Source organism: Actinoplanes lobatus, from assembly GCF_014205215.1.
Lineage (GTDB): Bacteria > Actinomycetota > Actinomycetes > Mycobacteriales > Micromonosporaceae > Actinoplanes > Actinoplanes lobatus.
This window is the reverse complement of record NZ_JACHNC010000001.1, coordinates 9,627,622-9,649,557: the sequence shown is the minus strand read 5'-3', so window position 1 is coordinate 9,649,557 and position 21,936 is coordinate 9,627,622. Positions and strand designations below refer to the sequence as shown.

General features: G+C 70.9%; 22 protein-coding genes. 16 read left to right on the top strand and 6 right to left on the bottom strand.

Translation table 11 applies throughout. The features are described 5' to 3' along the window. Positions 1 to 108: 108 nt before the first annotated feature. From BJ964_RS43880 to BJ964_RS43870, 3 genes are all read left to right on the top strand, one after another. A complete protein-coding gene (locus BJ964_RS43880; RefSeq protein WP_188126172.1) occupies positions 109 to 519 on the top strand; it encodes a DUF6232 family protein in 411 nt (136 codons plus the stop codon). Between the two features lie 99 nt (positions 520 to 618). Then, positions 619 to 1,542 carry a helix-turn-helix domain-containing protein gene (locus tag BJ964_RS43875; RefSeq protein WP_188126171.1) on the top strand — a complete coding sequence of 308 codons (924 nt, stop codon included), beginning with the start codon at positions 619 to 621 and terminating at the stop codon, positions 1,540 to 1,542. A gap of 20 nt (positions 1,543 to 1,562) precedes the next feature. After that, positions 1,563 to 1,754, top strand: coding sequence for a DUF397 domain-containing protein (locus tag BJ964_RS43870; protein WP_183219225.1), 192 nt, complete (start codon positions 1,563 to 1,565; stop codon positions 1,752 to 1,754). Positions 1,755 to 1,810: 56 nt separating this feature from the next. Here the strand turns inward: BJ964_RS43870 and BJ964_RS43865 are convergent, their stop codons facing one another. After that, on the bottom strand, positions 1,811 to 2,680 hold the full coding sequence (locus BJ964_RS43865; RefSeq protein ID WP_188126170.1) for a PAC2 family protein: 870 nt from the start codon (positions 2,678 to 2,680) through the stop codon (positions 1,811 to 1,813). Between the two features lie 107 nt (positions 2,681 to 2,787). On the opposite strand from BJ964_RS43865, the gene BJ964_RS43860 reads away from it, so the two are divergent. Together BJ964_RS43860 and BJ964_RS43855 are read left to right on the top strand one after the other, a co-directional pair. Beyond that, complete coding sequence (locus BJ964_RS43860; RefSeq protein ID WP_188126169.1) at positions 2,788 to 3,558, top strand: CDP-alcohol phosphatidyltransferase family protein; 771 nt, start codon at positions 2,788 to 2,790, stop codon at positions 3,556 to 3,558. Between the two features lie 7 nt (positions 3,559 to 3,565). Beyond that, the gene (locus BJ964_RS43855; protein WP_188126168.1) at positions 3,566 to 4,120 is read left to right on the top strand and encodes a hypothetical protein; all 555 of its coding nucleotides are present in this window, start codon (positions 3,566 to 3,568) and stop codon (positions 4,118 to 4,120) included. A 252-nt stretch (positions 4,121 to 4,372) separates the two neighbouring features. Here BJ964_RS43855 and BJ964_RS43850 read toward each other — a convergent pair whose 3' ends face one another. Both BJ964_RS43850 and BJ964_RS43845 read right to left on the bottom strand, forming a co-directional pair. Next, positions 4,373 to 6,907 (bottom strand): ABC transporter permease, encoded by a 2,535-nt coding sequence (locus BJ964_RS43850; protein ID WP_188126167.1) that lies wholly within the window; start codon positions 6,905 to 6,907, stop codon positions 4,373 to 4,375. Continuing rightward, the gene (locus BJ964_RS43845) at positions 6,907 to 7,674 is read right to left on the bottom strand and encodes an ABC transporter ATP-binding protein (RefSeq protein WP_188126166.1); all 768 of its coding nucleotides are present in this window, start codon (positions 7,672 to 7,674) and stop codon (positions 6,907 to 6,909) included. The genes BJ964_RS43850 and BJ964_RS43845 overlap by 1 nt, the downstream gene beginning before the upstream one ends. Before the next feature lie 203 nt (positions 7,675 to 7,877). Here BJ964_RS43845 and BJ964_RS43840 point away from each other — a divergent pair, with 203 nt between their 5' ends. After that, complete coding sequence (locus BJ964_RS43840; protein WP_188126165.1) at positions 7,878 to 8,597, top strand: neutral zinc metallopeptidase; 720 nt, start codon at positions 7,878 to 7,880, stop codon at positions 8,595 to 8,597. Positions 8,598 to 8,655: 58 nt separating this feature from the next. Then, on the top strand, positions 8,656 to 9,306 hold the full coding sequence (locus BJ964_RS43835) for an HAD family hydrolase (RefSeq protein ID WP_268248015.1): 651 nt from the start codon (positions 8,656 to 8,658) through the stop codon (positions 9,304 to 9,306). Between the two features lie 151 nt (positions 9,307 to 9,457). Here BJ964_RS43835 and BJ964_RS48845 read toward each other — a convergent pair whose 3' ends face one another. Together BJ964_RS48845 and BJ964_RS43825 are read right to left on the bottom strand one after the other, a co-directional pair. Beyond that, positions 9,458 to 10,174, bottom strand: a complete 717-nt coding sequence (locus BJ964_RS48845; RefSeq protein WP_407650828.1) for a LuxR C-terminal-related transcriptional regulator — start codon at positions 10,172 to 10,174, stop codon at positions 9,458 to 9,460. Between the two features lie 297 nt (positions 10,175 to 10,471). Continuing rightward, positions 10,472 to 11,659, bottom strand: coding sequence for a RecB family exonuclease (locus tag BJ964_RS43825; RefSeq protein WP_188127512.1), 1,188 nt, complete (start codon positions 11,657 to 11,659; stop codon positions 10,472 to 10,474). Positions 11,660 to 11,875: 216 nt separating this feature from the next. On the opposite strand from BJ964_RS43825, the gene BJ964_RS43820 reads away from it, so the two are divergent. The 3 genes from BJ964_RS43820 to BJ964_RS43810 all read left to right on the top strand — a co-directional run bounded on the left by BJ964_RS43820 (position 11,876) and on the right by BJ964_RS43810 (position 14,641). Next, positions 11,876 to 13,027, top strand: a complete 1,152-nt coding sequence (locus BJ964_RS43820; RefSeq protein ID WP_407650827.1) for a site-2 protease family protein — start codon at positions 11,876 to 11,878, stop codon at positions 13,025 to 13,027. A 23-nt stretch (positions 13,028 to 13,050) separates the two neighbouring features. Continuing rightward, on the top strand, positions 13,051 to 13,989 hold the full coding sequence (locus tag BJ964_RS43815) for a tRNA (adenine-N1)-methyltransferase (RefSeq protein ID WP_229806821.1): 939 nt from the start codon (positions 13,051 to 13,053) through the stop codon (positions 13,987 to 13,989). A gap of 61 nt (positions 13,990 to 14,050) precedes the next feature. Further along, positions 14,051 to 14,641 carry a hypothetical protein gene (locus tag BJ964_RS43810; RefSeq protein ID WP_188126163.1) on the top strand — a complete coding sequence of 197 codons (591 nt, stop codon included), beginning with the start codon at positions 14,051 to 14,053 and terminating at the stop codon, positions 14,639 to 14,641. 54 nt (positions 14,642 to 14,695) lie between these two features. Here BJ964_RS43810 and BJ964_RS43805 read toward each other — a convergent pair whose 3' ends face one another. Next, on the bottom strand, positions 14,696 to 14,983 hold the full coding sequence (locus tag BJ964_RS43805) for a ferredoxin (protein ID WP_188126162.1): 288 nt from the start codon (positions 14,981 to 14,983) through the stop codon (positions 14,696 to 14,698). Between the two features lie 174 nt (positions 14,984 to 15,157). Here BJ964_RS43805 and arc point away from each other — a divergent pair, with 174 nt between their 5' ends. The 6 genes from arc to prcA all read left to right on the top strand — a co-directional run bounded on the left by arc (position 15,158) and on the right by prcA (position 21,890). Further along, the gene (gene arc, locus BJ964_RS43800) at positions 15,158 to 16,939 is read left to right on the top strand and encodes a proteasome ATPase (RefSeq protein WP_188126161.1); all 1,782 of its coding nucleotides are present in this window, start codon (positions 15,158 to 15,160) and stop codon (positions 16,937 to 16,939) included. A gap of 62 nt (positions 16,940 to 17,001) precedes the next feature. Continuing rightward, on the top strand, positions 17,002 to 18,195 hold the full coding sequence (locus tag BJ964_RS43795; RefSeq protein WP_188126160.1) for an acyltransferase family protein: 1,194 nt from the start codon (positions 17,002 to 17,004) through the stop codon (positions 18,193 to 18,195). A 47-nt stretch (positions 18,196 to 18,242) separates the two neighbouring features. Then, a complete protein-coding gene (gene dop / locus BJ964_RS43790) occupies positions 18,243 to 19,760 on the top strand; it encodes a depupylase/deamidase Dop (protein ID WP_407650826.1) in 1,518 nt (505 codons plus the stop codon). A 99-nt stretch (positions 19,761 to 19,859) separates the two neighbouring features. Continuing rightward, entirely contained in the window at positions 19,860 to 20,075 is a 216-nt protein-coding gene (locus tag BJ964_RS43785) for a ubiquitin-like protein Pup (protein ID WP_106320381.1), read from the top strand. Positions 20,076 to 20,218: 143 nt separating this feature from the next. Further along, positions 20,219 to 21,058 carry a proteasome subunit beta gene (prcB, locus tag BJ964_RS43780; protein WP_188126159.1) on the top strand — a complete coding sequence of 280 codons (840 nt, stop codon included), beginning with the start codon at positions 20,219 to 20,221 and terminating at the stop codon, positions 21,056 to 21,058. A gap of 34 nt (positions 21,059 to 21,092) precedes the next feature. Next, positions 21,093 to 21,890, top strand: a complete 798-nt coding sequence (prcA, locus tag BJ964_RS43775) for a proteasome subunit alpha (RefSeq protein WP_188126158.1) — start codon at positions 21,093 to 21,095, stop codon at positions 21,888 to 21,890. Positions 21,891 to 21,936: the final 46 nt, after the last annotated feature.

Below are 21,936 nucleotides of genomic sequence, written 5' to 3'. Positions count from 1 at the left end.
ACGGGTCGGTGGATGGGCGGCACTCAGCGGCAACTGAGTGCCGCCCCGGCCTTCTCTCCCCGGGGGAGGGTCCTTCTCCGGGGGGAGAACCCGAGAGGAGGGTGGGAGGTGCCGGTCTTCTACAAGGGTCCGCGGGCCGTCATCACGGAGCAGATCGTCGAGGTCTCCAGGGAGAGCCACCGGCGGTTCCAGGTGGCCGAGATGACGGAGCTCCACATCGTACGGTTCGACCCCGGCCCGGAGGGTGCCGGCCGCCAGTTCCTCGGTGCATCCGCGCTGGTCGCGGCGGTTGTCGCGGTGCCCCTGGTGGGGCCGGCGTCCGGGCTGCTGGCGGTCCTGGTGTCGGGTGTCCTGGCCGTCAACGCGCTGTACTGGCTGCGCCCCCGGGCCGGCCGCTGGTGGCAGCTGCGGGCCACCTACCACGGCCGGGTGGTCGAGGTGTTCTCCTCCCGTGACGAGCGCGAGTTCACCGGCTTCTGCCGTGGCCTGGTCCGCTGTCTGGAGTTTCGTCGGCCCTGAGCGGGTGGGGTATCCTTCGGCAAGCCGTGAGCGACACGGCAGAATGCCAGGTCGCAGTCATGGTCGATTCGCGACGATTCAAGCGTTTGGTGAGGCTGGATGTCGGCTGCGCGCGACGACCTGCCCGCTGTCTCGAGGCGGCGGGTGCGTCTGGCATTGCGCGCGGCCCGTGAGCGCACCGGTCTCAGCCAGAGTGAGGTCGCCAAGAAGCTCGGCTGGTCGCTGTCCAAATTGCAGCGGATCGAGCTGGGCGAGGTGACCGTGTCGCCCACCGACCTCCGCGCCGCACTCACGATGTACCAGGTGACCGACGAGGCCCGGATCGCCGAGTTGGTCGAGGAGGCGCGGACCGCCCGCCGCGAGCGGTACCTGACGCCGCCCGAGCACCGTGATCACCTCCCGCCCGGCCTGCTCCAGCTGATGCAGTTCGAGATGGCGGCGACCTCCATCCGGGAGTACCAGCCGACCATGGTGCCGGGGCATCTCCAGACCCCGGCGACCGCCGAGGCGACCCTGGCGTGGTACGGCGCCAATCTCAGCGACGATCAGCGCCGGGTTCGCCGGGAGGTCCGGCTGGACCGCCGCCTGCGGTTGATCGAGCAGGACGGCGCGCCGGAGTACCGGCTCCTCTTCGATGAATCCGCTTTGTGGCGCCGGGTGGGCGGGATGTCGACAACCGCCGATCAGTTGGATGATCTTGCTGCCTCCGCCTCCCGGCCGAACGTCCATGTCCGGGTTCTCCCGATGGACGACGGTGCGGTAATGGGCATGTTCGGCGCATTCGCGGTCATTCATCTTGGGGATGATCCGCCCGATGACGCAGTTCTTTACCGAGAGTCGTACACGCGGGATGAAATGGTAGAAGACTCGCCAGAGGTGCAGTTCCACATGGATGTCTTCGAGCGTTTCTGGAAACAGTCGCTCGACGAGAATGCGAGCCGGGCACTCATTCTAGCGCGGGCCTTTGACCTGCGTGCGCGTATAGCCCGAGAGCCCGGCAGGGATCAGGACAAAGGGTCCTGACATGTCCAGAAAGGTGCGAGATGAAAGACACCACAATGGCGTGGCAGCGCAGTTCGTTCTGTGCGACTTCCGGGTGCATCGAGGTTGCCCAAATTGATGGCACCATCCGGCTCAGGGACAGCAAGAACCCGGGGCAGCCGCCGCTGGTCTTCACCCAGGCGGAGTGGAGTGGTTTCCAGGATCTCGTTCTCTCCTACGAGAAGTCGTCCTGATATTCGTCTTCCGTGACGGCGGGTGACCCCGATCGGGGCCGCCCGCCGTCGGTGTCTCACCAGGAGCCGGCGGTGGGGCCGGCCGAACCGCCGCGCCGGCGCAGGTACTTCTCGAACTCGCTGGCGATCTCGTCGCCGGTGAGCGGCTGGATCCCGGCGTCGCCGACCCGCTCCTCCAGCTCCCGCACGTACTCCCCGAGTTCGGAGTCCTGTTCGGCGGCGGCGCGGACCTTCTTCTCCCAGTCGTCGGCCTGCTCGGCCAGGTCGGCCATCGGCACCGGCAGGTCGAGGACGTCCTCGATCCGGCTGAGCAGCGACAGCGTGGCCTTCGGGCAGGGCGGGTTGTTCGCGTAGTGCGGGACGTGCACCCAGAACGACAGCGCGTCCAGCTCGGCGCGGGTGGCCGCCTCCTGGAGCACGCCGACGATGCCGGTGGGGCCGTCGTAGCGGGTGGGGACGACCTTGTACTTCTCGGCGGTCTCGCGGTCGCTGGCGGTGCCGCTGATCGGCAGGGGCCGGGTGTACGGAACGTCGGCCAGCAGCGCCCCGAGCAGGACGATCCGGGTCACTTCGAGGCTGTGGCAGATCTCCAGGACCGACTCGCAGAACGTGCGCCAGCGCATGCTCGGCTCGATGCCCCGGATGAGTACCACGTCCCGGTCGGCGCCGGGCGGGCTGGCCACCGTGAACCGGGTGGTCGGCCACTCGATCTTCCGGGTCTCACCCTCCGCCATGGTGATCGTCGGACGGCTGACCTGGAAGTCGTAGAAGTCCTCCGGGTCGATGCTGGTGACCTCTCGCGCCTCCCACACCTGCTCGAGGTGTTCGACGGCCGCGGTCGAAGCGTCCGCGGCGTCGTTCCAGCCCTCGAAGGCGGCGATGGCCACGGGAGAACGGAGGATGGGGAGGCCGTCGAACTCACTCATGGGGAACAGCCTACGTGCGCGCGGCGGTGCGTACCCGATGGCCGCGCCGGGCACCTCAGGAGTGACGATCTGTATCGACCTTGCTCACTAGCGGTAATGTCGCCCGCATGACCCCCCGATTGACGGTCGACGAGATCCGGGAGCGCACCTACAAACGGCGGGACTCCTGGTGGACGGTGTGGCTCGTCGATCCGGTGGCGGTGCACCTGGTGCGGTTGATCGCGCCGTGGCGGTGGGTGACGCCGAACCGGCTCAGCCTCCTGGCGTTCGGTGTCGGGGCGGGCGCCGCCGCGTGTTTCTGGACCGGGTGGCTGATCGCCGGGGCGCTGCTGTTCCACGTGGCGTTCCTGATCGACTGCCTGGACGGCAAGATCGCCCGGCTGAACGGGACCGGTTCGGTGTTCGGCGTCTGGCTGGACTACATCTTCGACCGGCTGCGCGTGGTGATCTGCGCGCTCGGGCTGTTCGGCGGGCAGTGGCAGCGCACCGGCGACCCACTCTGGATCGGGCTGGCCGGGCTGGTGATCTTCCTCGATCTGTTCCGCTACCTGAACGCGCTCCAGATGGGGAAGATCAGGGAGCTGATGCGCGGCGACGGCCCGGAGGCGGCCGACGTGCACGGCGACTTCCGGGCCCGGTTCGGGCTGTTCGGCCGGGCGCGCGGGTTCCTGCTGGCACACCGGATCCGGGCGCACGTGTTCAGCGGCATCGAGTTCATGATGTTCGTCTTCGTGCTCGGCCCGCTGACCGGCCTCGTCGTGCCGTTCACCGTGGTCGCGGCGGTTCTGCTGACCGCGTTCGAGCTGCTGCTCATCTACAAGCTGTGGCTGACCACCCGTAGCTATTCCACCGAAAAGGAGGCACTTATCCGAACATAATCGTCATATGACAGATCACCTGGATCAGGTGCTGGGGCCCACCGACGACACCGTCAGCTTCATCCAGGCCCGCGGCATGTTCTATGTGACCGCCTTGTGGGTGCTGGCCGCCGCCTGGCTGCCGTTGCTGCTGATCGCGATCGCTGTGCGGATGGCCACCGGATACCGCCCGAGCGCATCCGACATCGTGGTCTTCTTCGAGGCCACCCTCGTCGTCCCGGCGGTGGTGGCCGCCGTGCTCATGCTGGTCGTCTGGCGGCGGCTGGGCTGGCTGCACACCTCGGTGCACGGGATCGACTTCGCCGCCACCAGCCGGCAGCCGGTCCATCTGCCCTGGTCCGGGATCGCCGCGGTGGCCCTGCACGGCCGTGGCCCGTTCACCGAGCTGGTGATCTCGCCGATCAGCGAGAACTACGCCACCCGCCTGCCCGGCAAGGGCGGCCCGCCACGGGTCCGGCGCCGGGGCGGCGAGTTCGCCTACGTCATCGACGTGGGCCTGATGTCCCCCGGCCCCGAGGTCCTGCTCGCCGAACTGCACCGTCGCCTGCCCAGCAAGGTCTGACGGGCACTGTCCGCGGAGGGCTCCCGGCCGTCCTTTCCCACAACCCTTTCCGGTACGGGCCGAACCGTCCCCCACCGCATCCAGGACGTCCCGTGGCGCACCGCGAGGCCCGTGCATGGTCCCGCCCGCGAGGCGCCGCCGGGCGAAGATCGGTGGTCCGGCCGGCGGACGTGTTCCGGGAACGGGCCGGCCCCGGCACGGGGCCGGGGCCGGCTCGTGCGCCCGGAGTGGGCGCGGGATGTTCGCCGATGGTCAGTCGTGGGCGATGGCGCCCAGGACGTTGAGGCGGGCGGCCCGGATCGCCGGGAGGACGGCGGCGAAGACGCCGACCAGGGCGGCCAGGACCAGGTAGGTGCCCATGCGGGCCCAGGGGAGGACGATCTCGGTGATGCCGTCGTTCTCCAGGGCGCGGGCCACCGCGCTGCCCATGCCGGCGCCGACCGCCACGCCGAGGAGGGCGCCGAAGACGGCGATCACCACGGCCTCGACGGTGATCATGCGCATGGTCTGGGCACGGCCCAGGCCGACGGCGCGGAGCAGGCCCAGCTCGCGGGTGCGTTCCAGGACGGACAGCGCCAGGGTGTTGACCACGCCCAGGACCGCGATCAGGATGGCCAGGCCCAGCAGGATCTGGATCATCGTGATGATCTGGTCGAAGACCGCGGCCTGATCGTCGACGAAGGTCTGCTGGTCGGTGGCGGTCACCTCGGGACTGTCCGCGACCAGGGCCTTCACCTGCGGCAGCACCGACGACACCGCGACACCGTCGTCCAGGCGGATGAACCCGAGGACCGGCTGGCTGATGCCGAAGCCCTTGATCGCCTCGGCCGGCATGATGATGCTGCCGGGCAGCGCGTTCTCTCCGAAGACGTGCGCCACCGTGTACGTCCGGGGTTCACCCTTCGACGTCTGGATCGTCGCGGTCGAGCCGGTCTGCCAGCCGCGCTCGGTGGCCTCCGGCTCGCTCACCGCGATCTCGGCGGGGCCGAGCTTCGCGGCGGTGGTGCCGTAGGCCTCCGCCATCCGGGAGAGGTCCTCGGTGGCGGCCACATACGTCCGGTCGTCGCCGATCGCCACCAGGTCGTTGTAGAGGCCGGCGGCCGCCCGCACCCCGGGGATCTGCTCGGCCTTGTCCAGGACGGCCGGATCGTACGTCGGCGGCCGCGGCCCGCCCTGATCGCCACTGATCATGATCTGGGCCTTGAGGATGCGCGCCGCCTCGGCCTTGAGACTGCTCTTCGCCGAGTCCATCACCACGGTCACGCCGGTGACCAGGGCGATGCCGACCATCAGGGCGGCCGCCGTGATCGCGGTGCGGCGCGGGTTGCGGCCCGAGTTGAGCCGGCCCAGCCGCCCCGGCACCGACCAGGAGAACAGCCGGCCCAGCAGGGACACCACCGGGCGGGCGATCAGCGGGGTGAGCAGGGCGACACCGATGAAGGTGACCAGCACACCGCCGAGGATCAGGTACAGCGTGGCGTCGCCGGAGTCGGCGAACAGCCCGATGCCCAGAGCCGCCGCCCCGGCCGCGGTCACCACGGTGCCGGCCACGGTCAGCTTGGTGAGCGGCCGGTCCGGGGTGGCGACGTCCTGCATCGCGGCGACCGGCGAGATCCGCGAGGCGCGCAGCGCGGGCAGCACCGCGGCGACCACGGTGACCAGGATGCCGACCGTGAACGAGCTGATCACCGCGGACAGCGGAACCCCGATCGGGGCCAGGTCCATGCCGCCGCTCATGCCACTGAACAGCGCGCCCAGCCCGGCGCCCGCCCCGACCCCGGCGGCCAGACCGAGGACCGAGGCGATCACGCCGACCACCACGGCCTCCACCAGCACCGAGTTGATCACCTGGCGGCGGCTGGCGCCGATCGCCCGGAGCAGGGCCAGCTCCCGGGTGCGCTGGGCCACCACGATCGAGAACGTGTTGAGGATCAGGAAGATGCCGACGAACAGCGCGATCCCGGCGAAGCCCAGCAGGATCTGGTTGAAGAAGCCCATGCCCTCCTTGAGGCTCGAGGAGTTGTCCTCGGCGAGCTGCTCACCGGTCTTCACCTCGTAGCCGGCGCCGAGCACCGGGGCGATCCGGTCGCGCAGCTGCTCCGGGGTGACGCCGTCGGCCGTGCGGACGGTCACCGAGGTGAACACGTCCTTCTCACCGAGCATCAGCTCCTGCGCCACCGGCGTGGTGAAGGCGACCTCCTGGACGCCGCTGATGCTGTCCCGGCCGCCGGTGTAACCCCAGATGCCGACCAGGGTGAACTCCTGTTTCGGCCGCTGGGTGAGCACCGAGACACGGTCGCCGACGGTGAAGCCGGCCAGCTCGGCGGTGGTCGCGTTCATGGCGATCTCGCCGGGGGCCTCCGGGCCGCGGCCGGCGCGCATCTCCATGATCTCGTCGGTGCCGGTCCAGTTCGAGCCGATCCGCGGCGGACCGAACGAGGTGAGCACCTTGCCGTCGGAAGCGATCACCCGGGCCCCGTCCGCGTCGACACGGCCGGTCGCCGAGCGTACGCCCTCCTGGGTCTTGACGGTCTCCACGACGGAGGCCGGAAGCGGCGCGGCGACCTCCTCGCCCTCCATCTCGGAGACCTCGACCTTGGGTTTCGCGGTGACCGAGACGTCCGTCGAGGCGAAGGCCTCCGAGAAGATCGAGTCGAAGGTGCGGTTGAGGGTGTCGGTGAGCACCAGGGCGCCCGACACGAACATCACGCCGAGCAGCACGGCCAGACCGGACAGGACCAGCCGCAGCTTGCGGGCGAGCAGGCTCTTCAGCGTGGCGCGCAGCATCAGAGCATCACCGGGTCGCTCTTGCCGTCCAGCTTCTTCATGGTGTCCAGCACCGTCTCGGCGGTCGGGCCGGCCAGCTCGTCGACGATCGCGCCGTCGGCGAGGAACACCACCCGGTCGGCGTAGCTCGCCGCCACCGGGTCGTGGGTGACCATCACGATGGTCTGGCCGTGCTCGCGCACGCTGGACCGCAGGAACGACAGCACCTCGGCGCCGGAACGGGAGTCCAGGTTGCCGGTCGGCTCGTCCGCGAAGATCACATCGGGGCGGCCCATCAGGGCCCGCGCGCACGCCACCCGCTGCTGCTGGCCGCCGGAGAGCTGGCTGGGCCGGTGCCCGAGCCGGTCGCTCAGCCCGACCGTGTTGATCACCGTGTCCCACCACTGCGGATCGGCCTTGCGCCCGGCGATGTCCAGCGGAAGCCGGATGTTCTCCGCGGCGCTCAGCGTCGGCAGCAGGTTGAACTGCTGGAAGATGAAGCCGATCCGGTCCCGGCGCAGGCGGGTCAGCGCCTTGTCGTTCAGCCGGCTGATCTCGGTGCCGCCGACGTGCACGGAGCCCTCGTCCACCGTGTCGAGTCCGGCGAGGCAGTGCATGAGCGTGGACTTGCCGCTGCCGGACGGGCCCATGATCGCGGTGAAGCGGCCCTTGCCGAACTCCACGCTGACCCCCCGCAGCGCCGCCACCCGGGCCTCGCCCGAGCCGTACACCTTCCAGATCGCGTCCGCTCGCGCCGCCACCGGCCCGCCGGCATTCGTCGCTGCCACCACCGTGTCTCCCCCTGTGGAATTCGTTCGTGTCCGGCCCAGTGTTGCGGCGGAAACCTCCTCCGGCGTCCCCCTGCGGGGGTAGAGGAGGGGGGAGATTTCTCTCGGGGAGGCACCCAGGGAACACTCAGGGAAGCCCCTGAGCCGGAACGGTGCGGCGGAGCCGGTCTAACGTGGAAACACGCCCCGCTCTGGAGGACCACATGCGCGTTCGGCCGGTACCGCTCATGTCTCTTCTCGCCGCGATCTCGGCCGCCCTGCTGCTGGCGGCCTGCCTGCCGACGACCACGCCCACCCCCGGGCCCGAGCCGACCGGCCCGGCACCCACCGTCGACGTCACCGGCTCGGTGGACCCGGACGGCACCGACACCCCCGAGGAGTTCGCCAAGGACATGCGGGCCTCCCAGGTCGTCGCCGAACGGTACTGGGCGCAGCGGCTCGGCGGCTCCTTCCGGCCGGTGAGCCAGGTGGTGCCGTACCAGCAGGAGGGCGAGGTGGCGTGCGCCGGGCAGCCGCTGCCGCTCAACAACGCCGTCTACTGCTCGGCGGGCGACTTCATCGCGTACGACGTGAACTGGGCCTTCGGCGCGTTCCAGCAGATCGGCGACGCGTTCGTGTTCTACCTGCTCGGCCACGAGTACGCGCACGGCATCCAGGACCGCCTCGGCATCCAGAAGCAGTTCACCATCGAGCAGGAGCTGCAGGCCGACTGCATGTCCGGCGCGTTCATCGGCGACATGGTCCGGCAGAAGGCGCTGAGCATGCAGGACAACGACGCCAAGGAGCTGTCCGACGGGCTCGCGGCGGTCGGCGACGACCCTGATCAGCCGTGGTTCGCGCCCGGATCGCACGGGTCGCCGGCCCAGCGGTTCCAGTCGTTCGCGAACGGCTACAACAACTCCCTGCAGGCGTGCGGGCTGTGACGGTCGGCTCCGTCACATCCGGTCGGCAGGGGGTCGGAGGCCCGGCCAGAATGGTCCGGTGAAACCTGCCGCGGTGCTCTTCGACATGGACGGGACGCTGGTCGACAGCGAGCGGATCTGGGGCATCGCCCTGACCGAGCTCGCCGCGCGCGCCGGAGGGACGCTCTCCGAGTCCGCCCGGCTCGCCATGGTCGGCACCAGTTCGGCGACCAGCATGCGGATCTTCCGGGACGACATCGGCCAGCCGGACCGGCCCGAGGCGCCGGACCTGGCATGGCTCACCGCCCGGGTGCGGGACATGTTCGCGGACGGCCTGGTGTGGCGGCCCGGCGCCATGGAGCTGCTGCTCGCGGTGCGGGCCGCGGGCATCCCGACAGCGCTCGTCACGTCCAGCGGGCGGGAGCTGGTCGAGGTGGCCCTCAAGACGCTCGGCGCGGAGAACTTCGACGTCGTCGTCTGCGGGGACGAGGTGAAACGGCCGAAACCCGATCCGGAGCCGTACCGGACCGCCGCCGAACTGCTCGGCGTGCCGATCGGGTCGTGCGTCGCGATCGAGGACTCGCACAGCGGGGTGGCCAGCGCCAGAGCCGCCGGGGCGGCGGTGCTGGCGGTGCCGGCCGAGCTGGAGCTCGAGCCGGTCGACGGGGTGCATCTGCGCACGACGCTGACCGGCGTGGATCCGCTCTTCCTGGCCGCCCTTCTCGTCTGACCCGGCCCGCTCGTCGCATTGCGGCGGGCCCGCCCCGCTGGTCCTTCGTGTCGTGGCGGGCCCGCCCCGCTGGTTTTTCGTGTCGTGGCGGGCCCGCTCGGCTGCCCTCGTCGTCCGGGTCGATGCGTCCGGGCCGGGCCGTCGGGGCTGGTCAGGTGCCGGGGCGGACCAGGCCGGTCTCGTAGGCGAGGACCACGGCCTGGGTGCGGTCCCGCAGCCGCAGCTTGGTGAGGACGTGACCGACGTGGGTCTTCACCGTCGTCTCGCTCACCCCGAGGATCGTCGCGATCTCGGCGTTGGACCGGCCGCGGGCCACGTGCACCAGCACCTCGCGTTCCCGGCCGGTCAGCGGGTCGAGCCGGGCGGCGGCCGAACCGTCCGCCGCCGTCGGCAGGGCCCCGGCCAGCCGGGTCAGGACCCGGGCCAGGATCGGCGGGGCGATCACCGCGCCACCCGCGGCCACCGCCCGGACGGCGGCGATCAGCTCGCCGTGCGGGGTGTCCTTGCAGAGATAGCCGCTCGCCCCGGCCGCGATGGCCGCCACCACCTCGTCGTCGGTGTCGCGCTCGGTCAGGACCAGCACCCGGACGGCCAGCCGCGCCTCGGTGACCGCCCTGGTCACGGCCAGCCCGTCAAGGCGGGGAAGAGCCACATCGACGATCAGTACGTCGGGGAGCAGCCGCCGGGCCAGGTCGACCGCCTCGACCCCGTCACCCGTCTCCCCGGCCACGACGATCTCCGCCGGCCCAGGGCCGTCCCCTGGCTCGCCGCGCGATGCCCGCCCGGAGACGCCCCCTGGCTCGCCGCGCGATGCCCGCCCGGAGGCGTTCACGGGCTCGCCGTGCGATGCCCGCCCGGAGGCGTTCACGGGCTCGCCGTGCGATGCCCGCCCGGAGACGCCCCCTGGCTCGCCGCGCGATGCCCGCCCGGAGACGCCCCCTGGCTCGCCGCGCGATGCCGGCCCGGGGACGTTCACGGGCTCGCCGCGCGATGCCGGCCCGGGGACGTTCACGGGCCGGTCGTGCGATGCCGGTGCGGGCACGCCGTCGGGCGGCCCGGTGAGAACGGCCCGCAGACCCGCCCGCTGAAGCGGGGCGGCATCGGCGAGAAGCACCCGGAGCGGCCTCATCGGCCGGTGGCGTTCGCGTGGCGGTGGTGTGCGGAGTCAGCCAAGGGGGTCGTCCCGGAGCAGGGTGCCGACCCGGTCGGGCTCGGCGTCGGGCGTGAGGTCGCTGATCGGAATCGTCTCCGGATAGGGCGGCGGGGTGCCGCCGAACTCCGGGCACAGGCTCTGGTGACTGCACCAGCCGCAGAGGCGGCTCGGCTTGGGGCGGAAGTCGCGGTCGCGCTTGGCGCGCTCGATCGCCTGGGAGAGAGCGAGCAGGGTGCGCTCGAAACGCTCCAGCTCACCGGCCTCGGGGCTGTAGTCGAGGGCCTCGGCATCCTTCAGATAGAGCAGCCGCAGCGCCCGGGGAACCACGCCGCGGGTGCGCCACAGGACCAGCGCGTAGAACTTCAGCTGGAACAGTGCCCGGCCCTCGAACGCCTGGCGGGGCGCGCCGCCGGTCTTGTAGTCGACGACCCGGAGGTCCCCTGCCGGGGAGACGTCGAGGCGGTCGATGTAGCCGCGCAGCAGCAGCTCGTCGCCGATCATCGTGGAGATCAGGCTCTCCCGCTCGGCGGGCTCCAGACGGCGCGGGTCCTCCACCGCGAAGTAGCCGGCCAGCAGGTCGCGGGCGCCGGAGAGGAAGGCCGCGATCCGGGCCGCCTCGGCGGCACCGGACGGAACGTCGACGAGCGCGGCCTGGCCGGTCGCATCGGCCTCCGCCGCCACCGCCGCCGGGTCACGCATCAGCCCGCCGCCCGCCGCGGGGCCGGGCGGTGCGTCGCCCGTCCGGGCGGCGGGGGAATCCGGGACCGACGGGCCGCCCGCTCCGGCGGGTGAGGAACTCGGCGCCGGAGCGCCGGATGGCCCGGCGCCCGCGGATGGCCCGGCGCCCGCGGATGGCCCGGCGGGCACGGGTGGCTCGTCGGCCGCGGACGGCGCTGCGGCCGCGGACGGCCCGGCCGGCACGGGTGGCTCGGCGGCGAACAGGGACGCCAGCTCGGGTTCCTGGGCGACCAGCTTGTCCCACTCGGGGGCGACCAGCGCGGCCGCGGCCTCCGGGGTGCGGTCGGCGGCGGGCAGGTCGAAAAGGCGCTCCAGGACGGCGTGGATCAGGGTGCCGCGGACCTGGTCGGCGGAGGGGGTCTCGGGCAGCTTGTCCACCGTGCGGAAGCGGAACAGCAGCGGGCACGTCTTGAAGTCGGCGGCCCGCGACGGCGACAACGACGGCCCGGACGGCGTCGCCATCCGGCGGCCCCGGCCGGCCGGCGCCGGGACCGGGCCGTCGGCGGTCGTGGCCTGGCCGGGAACGGAGGCGGAGGCCGGGTCACCGGGCTGCGGGGGTGGGGAGACCGGCTGGGCAGCCATGGGAGAGAGCGCCGTCATGTCTCAAGAGGCTAGGCCAGGGGTACGACGAAAAATGCGGGGTGGGTCCCACGCGGGCGTGTCCGTAGCATCGATCGCGTGGAGCAGAGCCGGACACCGCAGGTCCCGCCGCCGGCCGGTGGGCGGCCGGTGGGGCACGTCGCCGGCATCCCGGTGCACGCGAACGCATCGATGCTGCTGCTCGCGGTGCTGGTCACCGTGGTGTACGGGAACTATGCGCAGGCCGAGCTGGGGCTCGTGCAGCCGTGGGCGTACCTCGTGGGTCTGGGTTTCGTGGTCTGTCTGCTCGGCTCGGTGCTGTTGCACGAGCTGGGCCACGCGCTGACCGCCCGACGGCTCGGGATCGGCGTGCGCCGGATCACGCTGGAGCTGCTCAGCGGCTGGACCGAGATGGACCGGGACGCGCCGGCGCCCCGGGTGGACGCGCTGGTCTCGCTGGCCGGGCCGGCCGTGTCGCTGGTGCTGGGCGGGGTGGCGACGGCGGCCGCGCTGGCGCTGCCGGAGCGGACCGTGCCCGGGCAGATCGCCTTCCAGCTGGCGGTGAGCAACGTGCTGGTGGCGGTCTTCAACGTGCTGCCGGGCCTGCCGCTGGACGGTGGCCGGGCGCTGCGGGCGGCGCTGTGGGCGATCCTCAAGGACCGGAACCGGGCGACCGTGGTGGCCGGCTGGGCGGGCCGGGTGCTGGCCCTGGTCACCGCGGCGGTCGTGGTGGCGCTGCATCTGACCGGGCTGCTGACGCTGCTCGGGCTGATCTTCGTGCTGCTGGTGGTGCTCACCCTGTGGCAGGGTGCGGGGCAGTCGATCCGGCTGGGCCGGATGACCGGCCGGTTCCCGCTGGTGGACCTGGGCGCGCTGGTCCGGCCGGTGCTGGCGGTCCCGGCCGGCACCCCGCTGGGGGAGGCGCAGCGGCGCCGGGCCGAGGATCCGCGGCCGGACGTGGTGCTGGCGGTGGCGGACTCGGCGGGCAGCCTGACCGCGGTGGTGGACCCGGCGCAGGCCGAGCGGGTGCCGGTGGACCGGCGGCCGTGGGTGAGCGTGGAGAGCGTCTCCCGCTCCCGGGACGCGCTCACCGCCCTGCCGCTCGGATTGACCGGCGAGCAGGTGGTCCGCGCGCTGCAGGCCCACCCGGGTGCGCAGTACCTGGTGACCGCAGGCGAGGATGTCGTGGGCGTCCTGCGGGTCGCCGACGTGGCCGCCGTGCTGGAACCGAGGCGCGCGAGCCGTACCTGACGGACCTTTGGGAAAGAAGAGCAGTGACCACAACCCCGACCACCGCCGTCGACGACTCGGTGCCCGCGCACCGCGGACCGTTCCGGCCGGGTGACCGCGTTCAGCTGACCGACCCGAAGGGCCGGATGCACACCATCGTGCTGGAGCCCGGGAAGGCGTTCCACACCCACCGCGGCGCCCTGGAGCACGACGACCTGATCGGCCTGCCGGACGGCAGCGTGATCACCGCGTCCAGCGGCACCGCCTACCTGGCGCTGCGGCCGCTGCTGTCCGATTACGTGCTGTCGATGCCGCGCGGGGCGCAGGTGATCTACCCGAAGGACGCGGCGCAGATCGTCGCGATGGGCGACGTCTTCCCGGGCGCCAAGGTGCTCGAGGCGGGCGCCGGCTCGGGCGCGCTGACCTGTTCGCTGCTGCGGGCCGTCGGCGGCTCCGGTGAGGTGCACAGCTACGAGCTGCGCGACGACTTCGCGGCGGTCGCCCGCAAGAACGTGGAGGCGTTCTTCGGTGGCCCGCACCCGGCGTGGCACCTGCACCACGGCGACGTGGCCGGCAACGACATCACCGGTTTCGACCGGATCATCCTGGACATGCTGACCCCGTGGGAGGCGCTCGACATGGTCGAGAAGGCGCTCGTCCCGGGTGGCGTGTTCATCGGCTACGTGGCCACCACCCCGCAGCTGTCCGAGCTGGTCGAGGCGCTGCGTGAGCGGGGCGGCTGGACCGAGCCGCGGGCCTGGGAGTCGCTGGTCCGGGACTGGCATGCCGACGGGCTCGCGGTGCGGCCGGACCACCGGATGATCGCGCACACCGCCTTCCTGGTGTCGGCGCGCAAGCTCGCGCCCGGCGTCACCGCGCCGCCGCGGCGCCGCAAACCGAGCAAGGGCGCCGAGGCGTACGCGATGCGCAAGGCCACCCTGGCCGCTCTCGCCGCGCAGCGGGAGGAGTCGACGGGGGAGTGACCGTCTCCGTTGCGGTCGGGTAGGTTCCTAGCGATCGGGACGACACGGAGGAGCGCCAGTCATGAGTTCTCCGCCCTTCGGCGGCAGCAACGAGATGCCCGCGGTCTTCCCGGACTGGTCGCCCTACCCGGATCTGGACTCGGCGGCCCGCGCCTACCTGCGTGATCCCGAGGTGGCGCTGGAGGCGCTGTTCGGGGTGCTGCGCGGCGCCCAAGTGCTGTGCTTCACCCTGGAGCGCTTCGTCAACGAGGTGAACGGGGTGTGGCAGGAGGTCGTCGTCTGCGACGGCAGCCGGCTGGTGCTGTGGCACGGGGAGGACGTGGCCCCCGGCGACGGCCCGGCCGGCGCGATGACCTCGTCGCTGCGGGTGGTGCCGCTGTCGACGGTCACCGAGGTGGGCTGCCGGCGGCGGCTGACCCGCACCCCGAACGGGCAGGCCCGGGTCGACAGCATCGACGTCTACCTGCTGCTCAGCTCGGTCGACGACGCGGTGCCGCCGCCCGGGGTGGGCGAGGAGGAGGGCCGTGCCCCGCTGCGGCACGACGCGCTGCGCTTCGGCAAGACGCTGGACGACGGCGGGCCCGGTCAGATCGCGCGGCTCGAGGAGTTCTCCCGGGTGGTGGCGTCCCTGGTCGGGCGTCCCACCCTCTGAACGTCACTCACCTTCACTCGCGCCGCGGAAAAGCCGCGGAAGGGCCGCGGGCGGTCAGTCGGCGTCGGGACCGGCGACCGCCGTGCCGTCGGAGGCCCGGACCACGTGGATGCAGTCGCCGGGGCACTCCTTGGCCGAGTCGACGACCTCGAGGAACAGACCCCTGGGCACCCCTACCCGGGCCCCCGGTTCCTGCCGCAACTCGCCGGAGTGGTCTTTCACATAGGCGAGTCCGTCGATGTCCAGTTCGAACACCTCCGGGGCGTACTGCACACAGAGTCCGTCACCGGTGCACAGGTCCTGATCGATCCAGACGCGCAGCTCATCAGTGTCAGCGGACACTCCTACCTCCCACAACCGGTGAGGGCTGACGGTACCCGAAGTCTGTCCGACCGGCTCAGGTGCGGTCGGACCAATCGATCAAGAGTCGGTGACGAGGGTGTTGCATGGGTCGAAAACCGCCTCGCAACGGCTAGTGTTAACCCAAGACGTTCGAGCCCCCCGGGGAGGTGGGACGTGGCACGTAGCGACGAAGCGGACTCCCGCGCCGCGCGAGCGGAGAAGGAAGTCAACGATCTCTCGAGTCAGGTCGCGTTTCTGCAAGAGGAACTCGCTCTGGTCCGGCGGAAGTTGACGGAGAGCCCCCGACACCTCCGGCAGCTCGAGGAACGGCTCGCGGCAACGCAGGCGCAGCTGGCCCGAGTGACCGAGAACAACGAGCGGCTCGTGGCGACCCTCAAGGAAGCCCGGGCCCAGATCGTCACTCTCAAGGAAGAGATTGACCGGCTAGCCCAGCCGCCCAGCGGCTACGGCGTGTTCCTGACGGCCCACGAGGACGGCACGGTGGACGTGTTCACCGGTGGCCGCAAACTGCGGGTGGCGGTCTCGCCGTCGCTCGCCACCGAGGAGCTCCAGCGGGGCCAGGAGGTCCTGCTGAACGACGCTCTCAACGTCGTCGACGCGTTCGGCTTCGAGCGCACCGGCGAGGTGGTGCTGCTCAAGGAGGTCCTGGACAACCCGTCGGGTGGTCCGGCCGACCGGGCGCTGGTGGTGTCGCACGCCGACGAGGAGCGCATCGTGTTCCTCGCCGACTCGCTCGAGATCACCAAGCTGCGCGCCGGCGACTCGCTGATGATCGAGCCGCGCTCGGCGTACGCCTATGAGCGGATCCCGAAGAGCGAGGTCGAGGAGCTCGTCCTGGAGGAGGTCCCCGACGTCGACTACGGCGACATCGGTGGCCTGCACTCGCAGATCGAGCAGATCCGCGACGCGGTGGAGCTGCCGTTCCTGCACGCCGACCTGTTCCGGGAGCACCAGCTGCGCCCGCCCAAGGGGATCCTGCTCTACGGCCCGCCCGGCTGTGGCAAGACCCTGATCGCCAAGGCGGTGGCCAACTCGCTGGCCAAGAAGATCGCCGAGCGGCGTGGCGAGGAGAAGCACACCAGCTACTTCCTCAACATCAAGGGCCCGGAGCTGCTGAACAAGTACGTGGGTGAGACCGAGCGGCACATCCGCCTGGTCTTCCAGCGTGCCCGGGAGAAGGCCGGCGAGGGCACCCCGGTGATCGTGTTCTTCGACGAGATGGACTCGATCTTCCGGACCCGTGGCTCGGGTGTCTCCAGCGACGTGGAGAACACGATCGTTCCCCAGCTGCTCAGCGAGATCGACGGTGTCGAGGGCCTGGAGAACGTGATCGTCATCGGCGCCTCCAACCGGGAAGACATGATCGACCCGGCGATCCTGCGGCCCGGCCGTCTCGACGTGAAGATCAAGATCGAGCGCCCGGACGCGGAGGCGGCGAAGGACATCTTCGCCAAGTACATCCTGGCCGACCTGCCGCTCAGCTCGGACGACCTGACCGAGCACGGCGGCAACCGGGACGCCACGGTGGCCGCGATGATCGAGGCCGTCGTCCTGCGGATGTACACGGAGACGGAGGAGAACCGCTTCCTGGAGGTCACCTACGCCAACGGTGACAAGGAGGTCCTGTACTTCAAGGACTTCAACTCCGGCGCGATGATCCAGAACATCGTCGACCGTGGCAAGAAGATGGCGATCAAGGAGTTCCTCACCTCCGGCAAGAAGGGGCTCCGGCTGCAGCACCTGCTCGACAGCTGCGTCGACGAGTTCCGGGAGAACGAGGACCTGCCGAACACCACCAACCCCGACGACTGGGCCCGGATCTCCGGCAAGAAGGGCGAGCGGATCGTCTACATCCGCACCCTCGTGTCCGGCGGCAAGGGCGCCGAGGCCGGCCGGTCCATCGAGACCGCCACCAACACCGGTCAGTACCTGTAACCAGCACGTGCGGTTGACGGGGCCGGGGGGTTTCCCTCCGGCCCCGTCCTCGTTCAACCCGTATGACCCGCCTAGCCTGGCTCGACGCGCTTCGCGGTTGGGCCGCGGTCACCGTGGCCGTCTTCCACCTCAGCCCGGCCGTGCTCGGCAGCGAGCGCCACCTGAGCCTCTACCACGCCTTCGACCTGGGCCGGTACGGCGTCCTGCTGTTCTTCCTGGTCAGCGGTTACGTCATCCCGATGTCCCTGGAACGGCACGGCTCGCTGCGGCGCTTCTGGGCCGGCCGCCTCCTGCGGATCTATCCCGCCTACCTGGTCGCCGCCGTGGTGGCGCTCGCCCTGGGCGCGGCCGGGCTGCTGCGGATGCCCGCCCAGCTGACCACCGAGACCGTCGCCAGCGTCGCCGGGCACGTCACCATGCTCCAGGACCTGCTGGGCGTCCAAGGTGTGCTGCGGCCGTTCTGGACGCTCTCCTACGAGATGGTCTTCTACCTGCTGACCGCCGGGCTGTTCGCCTGGGGACGGCACCGCTGGAGCGGCTGGTGGGCGGCCGGGCTCACGGTGGTCGCCGCCGTGGTGGCGCTGCCGGACGACCTGCTCGGCGGGACCGTGGGGCAACGCCGGATCACCGCCGTGGCGGTCCTGGTGCTCCTGATCGGCGTCGTCACGGCGTACCTCACCGGGTGGAAGGCCGTGTCGCTCGTGGCCGCCGCCGGAGGTCTCTGCGCGGCCGCCCTCCCGCTGGTGAACGGCTCGGCCACCGGCCAGGTGACCGGCGCGTCCTCGGTCCAGGCCACGCAGATGCTCGCGGTGATGTTCGCCGGAACCGTGATCCACCGGATGCAGCACCGGCAGATCGGCCGGCTGCCGGCCGCGGTGGCCCTGACCGTCGTCCTGGCCGGCGCCGCGGTCCATCTGGGACCGGCGGTCGTCCTCGCTGTCGCCGGCACCTTCGCCGTCGGCTACGCGCTGAGCGAACAGCGCCCGCCGGCCGTGCTGGTGTGGCTCGGCGAGGTCAGCTATTCGCTCTATCTGCTCCATGTCCCGGTCCTCGCGGTGGCCGTGCACGTCTCCGGCCGGCCGCTGATCATCGCGCTGCTGTTCACGGCGGGTGCTCTCGGCACGGCCTGGGCAGGTCACCGGTATGTGGAGCGCCCGGCCCAGGCGCTCGCCCGCCGGCTCCCGATGATCAACATCGCCACGCAAGGTACCGACGCGCGCACGCGCAGCTTCGGAAAGCGCCATGAGAGCGTCTAGGCTCGATGCATGTGCAGGCTTGGCTTCGTGGCGGACAGGGTGGTCGCATGAGCGTTCGACGGATTATGGGCACCGAGGTGGAGTACGGAATCTCGGTGCCCGGTCAGCCCGGCGCCAATCCGATGGTCACGTCGTCCCAGGTGGTCAACGCCTACGGCGCCCGCCCGGAGCTCAACCGCAACGGCCGTGCGCGCTGGGACTACGAGGAGGAGTCCCCGCTGCGTGACGCGCGGGGCTTCACCTACTCCGGCGCCGCCTACGACCCGGCGGAGGCTCTCGCCGACGAGGATCTCGGCCTGGCCAACGTGATACTGACCAACGGCGCGCGCCTCTATGTCGACCACGCCCACCCGGAGTACAGCACGCCCGAGGTGACCAACCCGCTCGACATCGTGAAGTGGGACAAGGCGGGCGAGCGGGTGATGGCCGAGGCGTCGCGGCGGGCCGCCACCATCCCGGGCGCCCACCGGATCCAGCTCTACAAGAACAACACCGACAACAAGGGCGCATCGTACGGCGCCCACGAGAACTACCTGATGCGCCGGCAGACCGCGTTCGCCGACATCGTCGCCCACCTCACCCCGTTCTTCGTGACCCGGCAGATCTACTGTGGCGCCGGGCGCGTCGGCATCGGGCAGGACGGCGGCGGCTCCGGCTTCCAGATCTCCTCCCGCGCCGACTTCTTCGAGGTCGAGGTGGGTCTGGAGACGACCCTGAAGCGGCCGATCATCAACACCCGGGACGAGCCGCACGCCGACGCCGACAAGTACCGCCGGCTGCACGTGATCATCGGCGACGCCAACCTCTCCGAGATCGCCACCTATCTCAAGGTCGGTACCACCGCCCTGGTGCTGAACATGATCGAGGAGAAGGTGTTCACCGGCGAGCTGGGCATCGCCGACCCGGTCTCCGAGCTCAAGGCGGTCAGCCACGACCCGGCGCTCCAGCACCTGATGCGGCTGCGCGACGGCCGCCGCCTCACCGCGCTGGACCTCCAGTGGGCCTACTACGAGCGCGCCCGCCAGTTCGTCGACGACCGGTACGGCCAGGATGCCGACGAGCAGACCCTCGACGTCCTGGACCGCTGGGAGGACGTGCTGGACAAGCTGGGCCGCGACCCGATGCTGCTGTCCGACAGCCTGGACTGGGTGGCCAAGCTGCGGCTGCTGGAGGGCTACCGGGAGCGGGAGAACCTGGGCTGGTCCTCGCCCAAGCTCCAGCTCGTCGACCTGCAGTATTCCGACGTGCGCCCGGAGAAGGGCCTCTACCACCGTCTGGTGGCCCGCGGGTCGATGAAGACCCTGCTGGACCCGGACGACACGCAGCGCGCCATGTACGAGCCGCCGGAGGACACCCGGGCCTACTTCCGGGGCCGCTGCCTCGCGCAGTACGCCTCCGAGGTGGTCGCCGCCAGCTGGGACTCGGTCATCTTCGACGTTGGCCGGGAATCGCTGGTGCGAGTGCCGATGATGGAACCGGAGCGGGGCACCAAGAAGCACGTCGGCCAGCTCTTCGACACGTGCGAGAGCGCCAAGGACCTGCTCGAGGTGATCACGAGCCGGTAAGAAAACACCCGTTCCGGCGGACCTTTTCGTCATAGGCGCGAGGTAGGTTTTTCCAACCCGATGGTGCAGGACTTCGGGTGGCTTCAGAAGGGGGCATCCATGGCAACCCGAGACACAGGTGGTCAGTCGCAGAGCGGGAAGGGCCGCAGCGACCAGGAGATCGAGGACGTCACCGTCGAGGCCAATCCCGAGGTCGCCGAGCGGCACGCGGAGATCACCGAGGACGTCGACGACCTGCTGGACGAGATCGACTCGGTCCTGGAGGAGAACGCCGAAGAGTTCGTGAGGGGATACGTCCAAAAGGGCGGCCAGTGACCGGTTTGTCCGCTTGTAAGTGACCGGACGCCGCCGTTTCGGCGGCGTCCGGCATTTCCTCAAGACATGTCGATGGCGTTGATCGCAACCACTCGCTTCGGCGGGATATTGTGCTTCAACTGCACGTACCTGAAAGGAACCACGTGGCGACGGGCTTTGATCCATCCGGGCGTCTACCGGATTTCTTCACCAGCACTTCGACGTCCTCCTTCACGCAGTTCCTGAGCCAGGCCGCCCCGGAGCTGCTACCGGGCCGGCGGCCGCTCCCCCCGGGCCTGTCCGCGGACATCGCCCCGCACGGCACCACGATCGTCGCGCTCGCGACGGCCGACGGTGTGGTGATGGCCGGTGACCGCCGGGCGACCATGGGCAACCTCATCGCCAGCCGGGACATCAAGAAGGTGCACCCGGCCGACGCCTACTCGCTGATCGGCATCGCCGGGACGGCCGGCATCGGCATCGAGCTGATCCGCCTGTTCCAGGTGGAGCTCGAGCACTACGAGAAGATCGAGGGCACCATGCTCTCGCTCGACGGTAAGGCGAACCGTCTGGCGGCCATGGTGCGCGGCAACCTCGGCGCGGCGATGCAGGGCCTGGCCGTGGTGCCGCTCTTCGCGGGCTTCGACCTGTCCCCGTCCGACCCGGCGCGGGCCGGGCGGATCTTCAGCTTCGACGTGGCCGGCGGCCTCTACGAGGAGACCGGCTACGAGGCGATCGGCTCCGGCTCGCTGTTCGCGAAGTCGGCGCTGAAGAAGCGCTACCGGGCCGGGCTGAGCACCGACGACGCGATCAACCTGGCGGTCGAGGCGCTGTACGACGCGGCCGACGACGACACCGCGACCGGCGGGCCGGACGTGACCCGCAAGATCTACCCGGTGGTGATGACCGCGACGGCGTCCGGCACCCACCGCCTCAGCGACGAAGAGATCACCACGGTGGCCGAGCGGGTCGTCGCGGGCCGTATGGAGAACCCGGGCGGCTGACCCGCGCTTTTCGAGAAAGAGGAGGTAGCCACCCGTGGCAATGCAGTTCTACGCGTCGCCCGAGCAGGTCCAGCGGGACCGCTCGGAGTACGCCCGCAAGGGCATCGCCCGCGGCCGGTCGGCCGTGGTGCTCACCTACGAGGGCGGCATCCTGCTGGTCGCCGAGAACATCACCACCCTGCGCAAGATCAGCGAGATCTACGACAAGATCGCGTTCGCCGCGGTGGGGCGGTACAACGAGTTCGAGGCGCTGCGGCGGGGTGGCGTCCGGATGGCCGACATGGTCGGTCTGAGCTACGACCGGCGGGACGTGACGGGGCGGGCGCTCGCCAACACGTACACGCAGACCCTCGGCGCCATTTTCTCGGAGACGCAGAAGCCGTACGAGGTGGAGATCTGCGTGGCGCAGGTCGGCGCGACGCCCGCGGCCGACGAGCTGTACCGGATCACCTACGACGGCTCGGTCATGGACGAGCCCGGCTTCATGGCGATGGGCGGCCAGGCCGAGGCGATCGGCAACGTGCTGCGCGAGCGGCACGACGCGACGGCCGAGCTGACCGTGGCCCTGGCCCTGGCCGCCGAGGCGCTCGGCAGCGTCGGCGGGGAGAACGGCCAGGCCCGCACGCTGACGCCGAAGCAGCTCGAGGTGGCGGTCCTGGACCGGCGGCGGCCGGGCCGGGCGTTCCGGCGGATCGCCGGGGCGGCGCTGATCACCCTGCTCGGGCACGAGTCGGTGCCGGAGGCGGAGCTGGGCGACGTCGACGCGGCGCCGCCCGCGCCGGCCGAGGGCAAGCCGACCGAGTCGGCCGCGTCGGAGGACACCGAGAAGTAGCCGTTCCGTCGCACGATTGCGGGGCGTGGTCACCTGGACCACGCCC

What these genes read in the sequence shown, in the direction of transcription:
- BJ964_RS43875 (WP_188126171.1), top strand. Translation starts at nt 619, where the DNA reads ATGTCGGCTGCGCGCGACGACCTGCCCGCTGTCTCGAGGCGGCGGGTG.
- BJ964_RS43870 (WP_183219225.1), top strand. Translation starts at nt 1,563, where the DNA reads ATGAAAGACACCACAATGGCGTGGCAGCGCAGTTCGTTCTGTGCGACT.
- BJ964_RS43865 (WP_188126170.1), bottom strand. Translation starts at nt 2,680, where the DNA reads ATGAGTGAGTTCGACGGCCTCCCCATCCTCCGTTCTCCCGTGGCCATC.
- BJ964_RS43860 (WP_188126169.1), top strand. Translation starts at nt 2,788, where the DNA reads ATGACCCCCCGATTGACGGTCGACGAGATCCGGGAGCGCACCTACAAA.
- BJ964_RS43855 (WP_188126168.1), top strand. Translation starts at nt 3,566, where the DNA reads ATGACAGATCACCTGGATCAGGTGCTGGGGCCCACCGACGACACCGTC.
- BJ964_RS43850 (WP_188126167.1), bottom strand. Translation starts at nt 6,907, where the DNA reads ATGCTGCGCGCCACGCTGAAGAGCCTGCTCGCCCGCAAGCTGCGGCTG.
- BJ964_RS43840 (WP_188126165.1), top strand. Translation starts at nt 7,878, where the DNA reads ATGCGCGTTCGGCCGGTACCGCTCATGTCTCTTCTCGCCGCGATCTCG.
- BJ964_RS43825 (WP_188127512.1), bottom strand. Translation starts at nt 11,659, where the DNA reads ATGGCGACGCCGTCCGGGCCGTCGTTGTCGCCGTCGCGGGCCGCCGAC.
- BJ964_RS43810 (WP_188126163.1), top strand. Translation starts at nt 14,051, where the DNA reads ATGAGTTCTCCGCCCTTCGGCGGCAGCAACGAGATGCCCGCGGTCTTC.
- BJ964_RS43795 (WP_188126160.1), top strand. Translation starts at nt 17,002, where the DNA reads ATGACCCGCCTAGCCTGGCTCGACGCGCTTCGCGGTTGGGCCGCGGTC.
- dop (WP_407650826.1), top strand. Translation starts at nt 18,243, where the DNA reads ATGAGCGTTCGACGGATTATGGGCACCGAGGTGGAGTACGGAATCTCG.
- BJ964_RS43785 (WP_106320381.1), top strand. Translation starts at nt 19,860, where the DNA reads ATGGCAACCCGAGACACAGGTGGTCAGTCGCAGAGCGGGAAGGGCCGC.